At 70.8% G+C, this 12,564-nt stretch carries 12 protein-coding genes; 7 read left to right on the forward strand and 5 right to left on the reverse strand.

The genetic code is table 11. From position 1 onward, the window contains the following. Positions 1-386, reverse strand: a 386-nt coding sequence (locus ACWEN6_RS38515; RefSeq protein WP_452576915.1) for a sigma factor-like helix-turn-helix DNA-binding protein, incomplete at its 3' end; no start/stop codon positions are given. A 425-nt stretch (positions 387-811) separates the two neighbouring features. Between ACWEN6_RS38515 and ACWEN6_RS38520 the strand changes: the two genes are divergently transcribed. After that, the gene (locus ACWEN6_RS38520) at positions 812-1,357 is read left to right on the forward strand and encodes a hypothetical protein (RefSeq protein WP_452576917.1); all 546 of its coding nucleotides are present in this window, start codon (positions 812-814) and stop codon (positions 1,355-1,357) included. 93 nt (positions 1,358-1,450) lie between these two features. Here ACWEN6_RS38520 and ACWEN6_RS38525 read toward each other — a convergent pair whose 3' ends face one another. Next, entirely contained in the window at positions 1,451-2,278 is an 828-nt protein-coding gene (locus tag ACWEN6_RS38525; RefSeq protein ID WP_452576919.1) for a hypothetical protein, read from the reverse strand. Further along, on the reverse strand, positions 2,265-2,888 hold the full coding sequence (locus tag ACWEN6_RS38530) for an RNA polymerase sigma factor (RefSeq protein WP_452576921.1): 624 nt from the start codon (positions 2,886-2,888) through the stop codon (positions 2,265-2,267). The genes ACWEN6_RS38525 and ACWEN6_RS38530 overlap by 14 nt, the downstream gene beginning before the upstream one ends. 146 nt (positions 2,889-3,034) lie before the next feature. Between ACWEN6_RS38530 and ACWEN6_RS38535 the strand changes: the two genes are divergently transcribed. The 6 genes from ACWEN6_RS38535 to ACWEN6_RS38560 all read left to right on the forward strand — a co-directional run bounded on the left by ACWEN6_RS38535 (position 3,035) and on the right by ACWEN6_RS38560 (position 10,244). Then, positions 3,035-3,751, forward strand: coding sequence for a class I SAM-dependent methyltransferase (locus ACWEN6_RS38535; RefSeq protein WP_452576922.1), 717 nt, complete (start codon positions 3,035-3,037; stop codon positions 3,749-3,751). Between the two features lie 93 nt (positions 3,752-3,844). Then, entirely contained in the window at positions 3,845-4,399 is a 555-nt protein-coding gene (locus ACWEN6_RS38540) for a hypothetical protein (protein ID WP_452576924.1), read from the forward strand. An 11-nt stretch (positions 4,400-4,410) separates the two neighbouring features. Further along, positions 4,411-5,127, forward strand: coding sequence for a response regulator transcription factor (locus ACWEN6_RS38545; RefSeq protein WP_452576926.1), 717 nt, complete (start codon positions 4,411-4,413; stop codon positions 5,125-5,127). Between the two features lie 4 nt (positions 5,128-5,131). Next, positions 5,132-6,598: a sensor histidine kinase gene (locus ACWEN6_RS38550; RefSeq protein ID WP_452576928.1), complete on the forward strand. Its 1,467-nt coding sequence runs from the start codon at positions 5,132-5,134 to the stop codon at positions 6,596-6,598. Positions 6,599-6,907: 309 nt separating this feature from the next. Further along, positions 6,908-7,165: a hypothetical protein gene (locus tag ACWEN6_RS38555; RefSeq protein WP_452576930.1), complete on the forward strand. Its 258-nt coding sequence runs from the start codon at positions 6,908-6,910 to the stop codon at positions 7,163-7,165. Between the two features lie 379 nt (positions 7,166-7,544). Continuing rightward, positions 7,545-10,244 (forward strand): RICIN domain-containing protein, encoded by a 2,700-nt coding sequence (locus ACWEN6_RS38560; protein WP_452576932.1) that lies wholly within the window; start codon positions 7,545-7,547, stop codon positions 10,242-10,244. 155 nt (positions 10,245-10,399) lie between these two features. Here ACWEN6_RS38560 and ACWEN6_RS38565 read toward each other — a convergent pair whose 3' ends face one another. After that, positions 10,400-11,545 carry an acetyl-CoA C-acetyltransferase gene (locus ACWEN6_RS38565; protein WP_452576933.1) on the reverse strand — a complete coding sequence of 382 codons (1,146 nt, stop codon included), beginning with the start codon at positions 11,543-11,545 and terminating at the stop codon, positions 10,400-10,402. 146 nt (positions 11,546-11,691) lie between these two features. Beyond that, positions 11,692-12,558 (reverse strand): class F sortase, encoded by an 867-nt coding sequence (locus ACWEN6_RS38570; RefSeq protein WP_452576972.1) that lies wholly within the window; start codon positions 12,556-12,558, stop codon positions 11,692-11,694. Between the last annotated feature and the right edge of the window lie 6 nt (positions 12,559-12,564).

The following is a 12,564-nucleotide window of genomic DNA, read 5'->3' on the forward strand; positions in this document are numbered from 1 at the left end:
CGGGCGTCCATGACCGCGGCCAGCCACTGCTCGGCATGACGCCGCCCCAACCGGGCCGCCGACTCCACCGCGTCCACCGAGATGTCCAAAACCCGGGCCACCTCGTCGGACTTCAACCCATGACGAAGCGTCAGATCGAGGATCTCCCGCTCACGCGGCTCCAGGCAGGCGAGCACCTCCACGCCCAGCTCGGGCGACCCGCCGCGTCCCTGCCGGGCGTAGGAGCCCTTGTGGGCCACCCCGGCCAGGCGTGCCTGGCACTCGGCGCGGGCCAGCGAGTACAGCCACGCGCGCAGCCGCGTCGCGTCGTAGAGCCGGTCGGTGTGCGCCACCGCTCCGTACAGCGCTCCGACCGTCGCCGAGAGGGCGTCCTCATCGTCGAGCAATGACTGACAGTAGTCGTAGAGATGATCTCCATACTCGCGGCAGAGCCGCTCCAGCGCAGCGGGGTCATCCCTCCTCAGCACGGGGATCGCTCTCCTGACATAGATGCAAATGGAAAATCTGGTACTGGCAAAGCAGTCAGAAATATACGGGAGGTCGCCCTAGCTGCTCATATCACTTTCGCAACATAACAAACTTCTATACTCTGTTGACTGCGTTGCGGTCTTTACCCACACCTGAATGAACACGCAGGGACGACCGCCGCGATGTGCGTCGGGTGACCGACGAGGAACCCCGCCCCCGGAGACTGAGCATCGTGCGAGACAACTGGGATGAACCTTCTTCACCGCGACGTCGTCCGCCGTATGCCAAGAATTCCGCTGGAAGCGGTCCCCGTGCGGACCGATGGCGCACGTGGGAGACCTCGATGGAGCTGGACGACGGAGACGAAGGGCCGATCCGCCGATGGCTCGGCAACGACCGGCGCGGCCCCATCGTGGTCGGGCTGACGCTGCTGGTGGCCGCCGGATCCGGCATCTGGTTCGCCTGGCCGGAGTCCTCCGGAGGGGGGTCCGACACGCCGGCGGCGATCCAGACGCCCTCCGGCCGGCCGACGCCGAGAGCGTCCACGTCCGCTCCTTCCATGGGCGTGGAGTCGCCCCCGCCGCCGCCCACCGCCGACCGCACACCGACGCGCAAGCGGGCCACGGCCACTCCCCGTCCCCGGGGGACGGACCTGCCCCCGCCTCCGGCGACGTCCGCACGGCCGACCGCGAGGCCTCAAGCCTCGACCACGACCGCCGCGCCCTCGCGGACGGCCAAGCCGACCCGCACGTCCAAGCCGAGGAAGAGCTCTCCGTCGCAGACGGGCCCCACGGCTCCCCCTCCCCCGCCGTCCTCCCGGACCAGCAGCCCCACCAAACCCCCCAGCACCACCGGGCCCGACCTCCCCCCACCACCTCCGGGCACCTGATCGGGAGATATCACCCGCCTGCACTTACCGCGCAATATCGGCCATCCATAAACCCGATAACGGACCATCCCAGAAGCGCCCGCGGTAAATGGGTCAGTGGAGAGAGGTGGCGATTCTCAGGGCTTGGGCCGAGGTCGCGGGGCCTTCCAGGCGATAGCCGGTCTGGTCCTGTTGCCAGATGAGGGTGGAGGCGGCGCGGCGTCGTACCGGCTCGGAGCCGGCGCCGACGCGGGGCATGTAGGTGAGCCCGTGGGGGCCGGAGACCCACCAGCCGGGCGAGGAGCCTACGGTGACCTGGTCGGGGAACGGCCCGGGGAGGTCCTTGCGCCAGACCACCTCGAGCGTGCCGTCGTAGGCGTCCAGCCGCGTCCCGGGCCAGAAGAGCGACAGCACCCGGCCTTCGTCGCTCACGCGGACGTCGTCCGGCTCGCCCAGCTCGGCGGGCACCCTGACGGGGAAGGCGACCAGCTCGCGGGCCCGGTCGAGGGTCACCCGCCGCTCGCCGGGCAGCGGGGACGGCACCCCGGACGGCAGCGGCCCCGGCTCGCCGACGTGGACCTCCACACCGGCCAGCCGCAGGACGTGCGCGACGGCGGCCTGCCCCTGAGGGGTCAGCCCGAGCAGCGCCGCCACGACGACCGCGACACCGGCGGCCACCCACCGCCACCGGGGCCTGCGGGCCGGCCGGCGAGTTTCCGGCGACCGGCCGGACTGTTCGAGGCGGGCGCGGACGGAGCGGGCCACGTCGGCGGGAGGCGGGGCGGGGATGTCCAGCGCTTCGCCGAGCGCCAGGAGCTCGGCCTCCAGACCGCCGCCCGCGCCGCCGCTCGGACCGCCGCTTGTGCCGTCGTTCGCGCCGATGCCCGGGTTGCCGTTCGGAATGTCGTCCGTGCCGTCGTTCGGACCGTCAGGAGAGTTCACCGCCCACCTCCTTCCGCAGCCGTGCCAGTCCTCGGAAGGTACGGGACTTCACCGAGCCGACCGGCCAGCCGAGGACCTCCGCCGTCTCCGCTTCCGACAGCTGTAGGAAGTACCGGCAGACCACGGCCTGGCGTTCCCTGTCGGGCAGCGTGCGCACGGCCTCCAGCAGCCTGCTCCGGCGGTCGGTGGCGATGGCGGCGCCCTCGGGGTCGTCGGGGACGCGCAGGTCGGGCTCCGCGCCGGCCTTGAGCACGAGCTCGGCCCTGCGCCCGCGCGACCGGGTCATCGTGTGGGTCTCGTTGGCGACGATGCGCAGCAGCCACGGCTTGAACGCGGCGTCGCGGCGGAAGGTCGCGAGGTGGCGGAACGCCTTGACGAACGCCTCCTGGACGACGTCCTCGGCCTCCTGGCCGGCGCCGAGGAGCGCAGCCGTACGGTGCGCCACCGCGCTGTAGCGCGCGACCAGCACCTCGTAGGCGGCGAGATCGCCGGCCAGGGACCGGGTTATCGCCTCGTCGTCGTCCGTCGCGGGCTCCTTGGAAGATCCTTGCGCGACAAAAGGTAGTTTCCTGGAGGTCTGCGCGCAAAGCGATGGGAAGACTCGCGTCAAGTGTTTCCGGTCGCGCTCGGCGGGAAGTTGGGACCGGCGCGGATCAGGGCGGCTAGACTCGATCCACATCCGTAGCCGTGGCCTTGTTCGAGGCCGCGGTTTTCCGTGAGCGAAGCTGGGCGGGACGCATGTCTGGGTATGACCGCGTGGTGCAACCTGCGGCCGGTGACGAGGCCTTGGAGAACCACCTCGGTGGCGACGAGGCGAAGAACTACCGGCAGTACGAGTTCGACATGGTCGCCCCGCACGTCGGCAGGTCCATGCTCGAGATCGGTTCGGGCCTCGGCCACTTCGCCGAGCAGTTCCTCCCCCGCCTCGACCGTCTGGTCGTCAGCGACTTCGCCCCTTACTGCGTCGAGCAGCTCGGCAAGCGGTTCGACGGGCGCGACGACATCGAGGTGCTGCAGTTCGGCCTGCCCACCGACATCCCCCTCGCCGACCCGGTGGACACCGTGGTCCTGATGAACGTCCTTGAGCACATCGAGGAGGACGTCGAGGCCCTGCGGTCGCTGGCCAGGGTCACCCAGCCGGGCGGCCGCATCGTCATCTGGGTGCCCGGCTACATGCAGCTTTATGGGGACTTCGACCGCAAGGTCGGCCACGTCACCCGGTACACCCCGGCGACGCTGGGCAAGACGGTCGCCGAGGCCGGGCTGAAGGCCGAGGTGCTCAAGCCGATCAACTTCCTCGGCGGCCTGGCCTGGTGGGCGGCCGTGCGACGCGGCGGCGTCGGCTACCCCGACCCGCGGCTGGTCAAGATCTACGACCGCACCGTGGTGCCGACGACCCGTTTCATCGAGCGTTTCATCCGCCCGCCGTTCGGCCAGACGGTCTTCTGCGTGGCCCGCGTCCCGCAGAAGTAGCCCACCGGTTCCCGGTGGCGGCGGGGTCGGTTCACCGGGATATCCCAGGGATTCCTGACCGTTCTCCTAGCCGTGTCCGGTGTCCTTGGGATCATGAGGAATCTCACCGGAACACTGGTCGCCGGAGCGGTGGCCGGCGCGCTGTCGGTCGGAGCGCTCGGCGGCGCCGCCCTCGCGCGGCAGGCGGGCAACGCGCAGGCGGGCGGCGCACAGACGAGCGAGACGCGCACGGGCGTCCCCTACGAGCTGCTGTCGGCCGACTCGGCCGCGGACGAGGCCGCCGGCCTCGCCAAGGACCCGAAGGACCACCTCCGGCTCCGCGCCGCCCTGCGCCGCGGCCTGATCGGCGTGCACGGCGAGGCCACCGTCCGCGCCCGCGGTGGCGGCTACGCCACCTACGCCTGGCAGCGCGGCGAGGTCACCGCGACGTCCGCGAGCTCGGTCACCGTCAAGAGCGCCGACGGGACGAGCTGGACGTGGGCGCTGACCACGGATACTAAAGTTCGCAAGAATGGCGCGAAGTCCGCTTCCTCCGCTCTGACGTCGGGTGACGGCGTCTTCGTCCTGGGCCGGCCCGACGGCGACGCCCGGACGGCGCAGGGAGTGGTGGTGCCCAAGAAGACCAAGGAACGACCGACCGAGGATTGACCGAAGGACGGATGAGCGACCAGACGAACAAGCCGCGGGTCCTCGTCGTGGACGACGAGCGCAACATCCGCGACCTGGTGGGCATGGCGCTGCGCTTCCACGGGTTCGAGGTGATCAGCGCGGCCCGGGGTCACGAGGCGCTGGAGATCGCCCGCTCCGGCAGCCCCGACCTGCTCGTGCTGGACGTGATGCTGCCCGATCTGGATGGTTTCGAGCTGTGCCGGCGGTTGCGCGCCGAGGGCGATGACGTCCCGGTCATCTTCCTGACGGCGCGCGACGCCCCGGCCGACACCGTTCACGGTCTCACGCTGGGCGGCGACGACTACGTCACCAAGCCGTTCTCGGTGGAGGCGCTGGTGGCCCGGGCGCGCGCGGTGCTGCGGCGGGGCGGCGGCCGCGGCGGGTCCGGGTCCCTGACGGCCGAGCACGCCGTGCTGACCGTGGCCGATCTGGAACTGGACGAGGCGCGCTGGGAGGTCCGGCGGGGTGGCACGCTGGTCGAGCTGTCCCCCACCGAGTTCCGGCTCCTCGCGTTCCTGATGCGCCATCCCGGCCAGGTGCTCACCAAGGCGCAGTTGCTGGAGCACGTGTGGGGGTTCGGCACCCAGTCGCAGGTGGTCGAGACCTACGTCTCCTACCTGCGGCGCAAGCTGGACCCGCTGGGCCCGCCGCTGATCCACACCCAGCGGGGCGTGGGTTACGCCCTGCGTCCGGCCTCCGACGGCTGAGCCGGTGAGCCCGCGCCCGGCGCCCGCCCGCGAAGCCTCCTCCTCCCGCCGGCCGGTGAGGTGGCGGGCCGAGACACTGCGGGGGCGGCTCCTCGCCGGGCTGCTGTCGGTGACCGCGGTAGGGCTGGCGGCGCTGTCGGTCGTCAGTGTGCTGGTGCTGCGCGGCCACCTGCTCGACCGCACGGACGCGACGCTCGCCGCCGCCGCCACGGCCTCGGCCGCCCGCCTGGTGCGGGCGTCCAACATCGCGCTGGTCAACGCCAGTCCGACCTCCGCTGTGGCCCTGCTGAACCTCACCACCGACCGGGGACGGCTGCTGGCCGGCGACGACCCGGAGGCGGTGCACGTCCCCGAAATGCTGGAACGGATGGGCGGGGCCCGGTTGCAGCAGTTGGCCGACAGCGGCCGTCCGTTCGCCCTGACCGACCGGCTGCGCGCCGCGGCGGCGCGGATGACGGTCGGCAACCGGGTCGTGGTCGTCGCCGTGCCGCTGGACGAGGTCGAGGACGCGGTCCGCCGCCTGGTGGTCACCGAGCTGGTCACCGGGGTCGTGCTGATCGCGCTGCTCGCCATGCTCGGCCGGTCGCTGATCGGCAGGGGCCTCGCGCCGTTGTCCCGCATGGCCACGACGGCGCAGCTCGTCGCCGAGGGCGGCGACCTGTCGGCGCGCATGCCCGAGGGCCGGTCGGAGGCCGGGCGGCTCGGCTCGACCATCAACCTCATGCTGACCCGCATCCAGGACGCGTTCGCGGCGCGCTGGGCCTCGGAGGAGCGGGTGCGGCGCTTCGCCGCCGACGCCTCGCACGAGTTGCGCAACCCGCTGACCACCATCCACGGGTACGCCGAGCTGTACCGGCAGGGCGCCATCCCCGCGGAGGAGGTGCCGCAGGTGATGCGCCGCATCGAGGACGAGGCGGCGCGCATGACCCGGCTGGTCTCCGAGCTGCTGGAACTGGCCCGCCTGGACAAGGGCGCGCCGCTGACCATGGCGTCGGTGGACCTGACCGCGGTCGCCGCCGAGGTGGCCGACGACTTCACCGCGCTGGACCCCGACCACCCGGTGACCGTCGTGGCGCCCGACCGGCTGGTCGCCGTCGTGGACGAAGCGCGGATCCGCCAGGTGCTGGTCAACCTGCTGGCGAACGTCCGCGCGCACACCCCGCCCGGGACGGCCGCGACCGTACGGCTGACGCCTCCTGCCGTCCTGGAGGTGAGCGACGACGGGCCGGGGATGTCGCCGGAGCACGCCACCCTCGCCTTCGACCGGTTCCACCACTCGGCCCGCAGCGAGGGCAGCGGGCTGGGGCTGGCCATCGTGCAGGCCATCGCCACCGCCCACGGCGGTCAGGCGACGCTGCGCTCCCTTCCAGGCCGGGGGACGCTCGTCCGGGTGGAGCTCCCCGATCTGTCCACCATGTACGAGGCCCCGCCCTCTTCGCCCCGAGCACTCACGCCGCCCCAGGCGTCTTGACCCGCCAGGCCGCTCCCCTGACGCGGTCACCGATGGCCCCGCCGGTCTCTCCTCCCGCCCGATGTGTGCTGGATGTGGGTCGGCGTACGGCTCTCGGCCGGCTCCGCCGCAGGTCATAAATAGGTTGTCCGATGCGAGGCCAGGTCCGTACTGTCGTGGTATGCGCATTTTTCCTTACTGACGGCGCCGATCGGGCACGCTGCCTGATCGCTCCGCACTCAGCTCTCTGGTCCCGTCCATCCTGACGCGGCGGCTGAGGCTCCGACCGGCATGAATCCCTGCCGCGTCGTCATTCGTAAGGAGACGTGCATGCCCGCGCGCAACGGCCACCCCAAGAGCGGCAAGGCCGCCACGACCTCGAAGATCCTGCTCACGGCGAGCGACCTGCCGCCCGTGACGCCGGACCTTCATCAGCCGATCTTTCCCCCGCCGCTGATCCTGCCGGACGCCCAGCCGGGCTCCTCGCAGCCCGGACGGCACCTGCCTCCGGCCCCGCGCCGGATTCCGGTGCCGCCGGCGCCCGTACGGCGCGTCACGCCGCCCCGGCGGCAGCCGAAGGGCCGCTGAGACTTCGCCGGCCGGCCGCCCAGGTTCCCCAGCCTTTCTCGCGGGGAACCCGAAGGCGGCGGCGTCCCGTCCCCACCTTCCCGGGGACGGGACGCCGCCGCCTCAGTCTGCGTCGATCTTTGAAGCACCGACACATCCCATGTGCGAGAGATCCGATGCGCGCTGAAAGTTACATCCATGCCTAGATGAGGCCATCTCAAGCCACCAGGGTGAGGTGGTATGACCTAAGACCTCCTATCTCTGCACAACCATGAGCCTTGACAGGAGGAAGCCCGGGGCTTACCTGTGATGTCCTGCCATGCCGCAGCCAAATGGCGTCGGCGGGCGGCGGGCGGACCGAGAAGTGCGTCGCACAGGCATTCACCCGAAAGGATCACCCATGAAGCGGAGCGATCCCTCCTCCCGTCCTCGACGTTCCGCGGGCAGGTGGCCGGCCGTGATGGCGCTCTTCCTGGTCGCGATGATGGGGGCTCAGCCGGCTGTGGCGGCGCAGCGGTCCGCGCCGGCGGAGTCCACCGCGACGGTCGCCGCCGCCGCCGGGGACATCGACGGCTTCACTGCGGGCAATGCCGCGATCGCGTCGGTCGATCTCGCCGGGACGTGGAGTTTCACCCCGGCGGGCCGGTCGACGACGTCGATCAAGGTGCCCGGAGGCGGCTGGTACAAGCAGGGGTTCACCGATGTGTCGCAGGCGGTGTACTCGCGTACGGTGACGGTGCCGGACTCCGGGCAGCCGCAGTCGGCGTGGATCGAGTTCGGCGCCGTGAACCACCAGGCGACCTTGTCGGTGGACGGCCGGGTGGTCGCGACGCAGACCACCGCCTTCACCCCGTCGAAGTTCGACATCAGCGCCTACGCCGCCCCGGGCACCACTCATACGATCACCGTTGACGTGAAGGGCCGCGGCGCGCTGAAGAACTTGGCGAACGGCAAGTACGTCGTCCCCGTGGCCGCCGACTGGTCCGAGGCGGTCCCGCAGGGCATCTTCCGCTCCGCGTTCCTGCGGGTGTATCCGGCCGTGTACGTCAGTGACACGTTCATCCGCACGTCGGTGGCGAATCAGACCCTCGGCTACGACGTGTGGGTGACGAACACCTCGAGCAGCGCCCGATCGGTGACGGTGACCGGCGAGTTGTCGTCGGACGGCGGCGGGACGTTCAGCTATCCGACGCCGCCGGCCCGGACCGTGACCGTGGGGGCGCGGTCGACGGCCAAGGTCACGGTCGATTCCGTCGCGTGGAACCTCGGCAGCACCTCGTACTGGTGGCCGAACGTCCCCTACCGGTCGGGGTACCGAGCCCAGCTTCACCGTCTCAAGGTTCGCGCGGCGACCGACGACGGCCGGACAAGTGACGCGACCTACCGGTTCGGGTTCCGGGAGACCACCCAGAACGGCGAGTACTACTTCATCAACGGCGTCCGGGTGAACTTCCGCGGCGACAACCTGCAGGGTGCGGACTACGACCGGGTCGACAACGGAGGCAGGGGCGACGCCTACGACACCCTGCCGGGCTTCCTCCCGCCTTCGGCGGGCAACGGCGGCTGGCCGCAGGCCGTGGACAACTACCAGCGGCTCAACTACAACGTGGCGCGCATCCACCAGGAACCGGCCAGCCCCTACATGCTCGACGTGGCCGACGAAATGGGCCTGATGATCATCGACGAGACCGGCATCCGCGGCAGCGCGCAGGACTTCGTCGCAGGACACGACAACATGGTCGCCCACGCCCGCGCGCTCACGTTGCGGGACCGCAACCATCCCGCGGTCATCCGCTGGAGCCAGGCCAACGAACCGACATTCGGCAATGACTCCGAGCAGTTCGAGCAGGATCTCTACGCGGCGATGAACGGCAACGACGGCACCCGCCCGGTCAGCCTCGACGCCGCGCCCGGCGCCGACTCACCCAGCCGGTACCCGAACATGAGGTACGCCAACTTCGCGGTCTTCGCGCACTACCTCGACGGCGTCGGACAGTACGGCGAGCGGGTGGCCTCTGTGACAGGCCGGCCCGACGGCGAGGGCGAGTACGTCTGGAACAAGTGCAACACCAAGCAGGGCTTCATGTGGTTCGCCACGGCGACGGCCGCCAAGCGTGGCAAGGACGCCGCCGACCTGCGCCCGTACACGCTGTTGTCCGCGTGGGCCGGTTTCGTGCCCGGCGTGCGCACCACGGATTTCGTGCCGGAGGAGGGCGGCCATCCGCTCTACGGCGCGGACAACCTCTCCGACCCGTGGAGCAACCCCCAGGTCCAGCGCGTCCAAGCCGCGTTCAACCCGGTCGCCGCGATCGACCTGCCCTACTGGTCGGCGTCCGGGGCCTCCGACTCCAACGGGACCTTCCCGCTGCCGCAGGCCGTGAACACCTACGCCTCCAACGCCTCCGTGACCCGCAACATCACCGTCTTCAACGACGACCTGCGCGACACCTCCGTCGCGTTCTCCTGGTCCGCACGGCTCGACCGGCCCGACGGCACCGTGATCGCGTCGGGGCAGACCACGCTGAGCATTCCGCTCGGCTCGCGGGTCACCCAGCCGGTCACCTTCACCACGCCGGCGAGCGGCTCACAGGTGTACCTGGTGCTGACGACCGCCAAGTCGGGTGCCACGGCGTTCACCGACGCGGTCGAGTACTTCAATCTCGGGTCCGGTTCGAGCGGCCCGGTGTCGGGCGCGACCTACCGCATCGTCAACCGCAACAGCGGCAAGCCGCTCGCCGTGGCCGGTAACTCCTCCGCCGACGGCGCCAAGGCCGTGCAGCAGTCCGGCTCCGCCGGGTGGACCGTCACCAGCGGTCAGGGCGGCGCGTACACCCTGCGCTACGTCCCCACCGGCAAGGTCCTCGACGTCAACGGCGGCAGCACGACCCAGGGGCTGCAACTGCAGCAGTGGACCGCCAACGGCGGCACCAACCAGCTGTGGTACCTGCGGTCCACCGGCGACGGCTATTACACGATCGTCAATTACGGCAGCGGGCTGCTGGCGGACGTGTACGGGGCGTCGACCTCCGACGGCGCCCAGGTGGTGCAATGGTCCGCCAACGGCGGCACCAACCAGCAGTGGCAGTTGATCCCCGCCTGAGACGACCTGGTACGGCCCGGCCACGGGGGCCGGGCCGTATCCCCCGCAGTGCCGGATGAGGTAGCCGGTCTTCTTCCCCGGACAACGCGAAACGGCGGTGTCCCGCGTCCGTGTTCCCGGAAGCGGCACACCGCCGTCGTCCTGCGCGGGTGCGCTCAGAGGCGTTCGATGATGGTGACGTTGGCCTGGCCGCCGCCCTCGCACATGGTCTGCAGGCCGTACCGCCCGCCCGTGCGCTCCAGCTCGTGCAACAGCTTGGTCATCAGGATGGCGCCGGTGCCGCCGAGCGGGTGGCCGAGGGCGATGGCGCCGCCGTTGGGGTTCGTCCTGGCCGGGTCGGCGCCGATCTCCTTGAGCCACGCCAGCGGCACCGGGGCGAACGCCTCGTTGATCTCGATGACGTCGATGTCGTCGATCGACAGTCCGGCCTTGTCCAGCGCCCTGCGCGTCGCCGGGATCGGCGCGGTGAGCATGTAGACCGGGTCGTCGCCGGTGAGCGCCAGCGTCGTGATGCGCGCCCGGGGCGTCAGGCCGTGGTCCCTGACCGCCTGCTCGGAGGCGACGAGCACCGCGCCCGAGCCGTCGGAGATCTGCGAGGAGGTGGCCGCGGTGATCTGGCCGCCGTCGCGCAGCGTCTTGAGCCCGGCCATCTTCTCCAGCGTGGTGTCCGGCCGCGGCCCCTCGTCGTCCTCGACGCCGTTGACCGGGACGATCTGGTCCTTGAAGTGGCCGTTGGCGATGGCCTTGGCGGCGCGCTGGTGGCTCTCGTAGGCGTACCGTTCGAGTTCGTCGCGCTTGAGGCCCCACTTCTCGCACATCAGCTCGGCGCCGCGGAACTGCGAGATCTCCTGCTTGCCGTACCGCTCGACCCACATCTCGCCGAACGGGAAGGGCATGCCCTTCTCCAGCGCGGCGGTGATGCTCGACCCCATGGGGACGATGCTCATGGACTCGACGCCGGCGGCGACGACCAGGTCCTGGGTGCCGGACATGACGCCCTGGGCGGCGAAGTGGATCGACTGCTGCGAGGAGCCGCACTGCCGGTCGATCGTGACGCCCGCGACGCTCTCGGGCAGGCCCGCCGACAGCCACGCGTTGCGCGCGATGTCCATGCTCTGCGGGCCGAACTGCATGACGCAGCCCATGATCACGTCTTCGACGGCGGAGGGGTCCACGCCGGTGCGCTCAACCAGGGCCTTGAGGGTGTGGGCGGCCAGGTCGACGGGGTGGACGGTGGACAGGCCGCCCTTCTTCTTGCCGACCGGGGTACGGACCGCCCCGACGATGTACGCCTCTGCCACAGTGCCTCCTGGGTTCCGTCCCACCACATGAAACCGAGCAATGTTCGGTCTATCCGAGGTTACAACAGAATAATCGTCCGTGGACGGGAGGGCCAGGTCACCGTCCGCCCTCCTCAGCCGTGGCCGGGAGCGGACGGACGCGCAGGTCAGCCGCGCGGGGACGCCTTGCGGGTGCTCGTCATCCTGGCGTACACGATGACGTTGTCCACGTAGTGGCCGGTGATGTGGTTGTAGCTTCCGCCGCAGGTGATCAGCCGCAGTTCCGCCGCGTCGGCGTTCCCGTACACGCGGTTGGTGGGGAAGGTCTCCTTCGCGGCCTGCTCGATGCCGCCGACGGTGAAGACCGCGACCGTGCCGTCCATCCGGGTGACCTCGATCGTGTCCCCGTTCTGGAGCTCGCGCAGCCGGGCGAACACGGCGCTGCGCGACACCGTGTCCTTGTGGCCCAGCATCACGGCGGGGCCCGCCTGACCCGGCGTCGGCCCGTACCGGTACCAGCCGACCAGGTTCGGGTTGTTGATCGGCGGGGTCTGGATGGCGCCCTTCTTGTCCGTGCCGACCGACTGGATGGGCGCGTTGATGCCGAGCTTCTTGACGATCAGGCGCTTGGGGGTGGACGGCTGCATCGGCGGGGCCGGCGGCAGCGACGGAGCCGGAGGCGGCGCGGTCGGGTCCGCCTGCGTCAACGGCTGGCCGGGACCGCCCGGGCCGACCGAGGGGGCGAACGCCCCGGCCGGAGGCTGCGCCTGAAGCTTGAGGGGCGTGCGCGCGTCCGTGAGGTTGTACTCCTCCGGCGAGCTGATCATCAACAGCAGGCCGGCCACCACCGTCACCACTCCGGCGACGGCGGCCAGGATGAGCACGGCCCGCATCATCTGCCCGCGATCGGCCCGCTCGGGCTCCTGGTACGCGCCGCCGGGCCCACCGGCGTACGGGTAGTAGACCTGCTGGACGTACGGCTGGCCGGGCTGCTGGACGCCCTGACCGTCCTGGTACGGGTATTCAGGAGGCATCGTCAC

The sequence above is a fragment of the Sphaerisporangium sp. NPDC004334 genome (assembly GCF_053602655.1).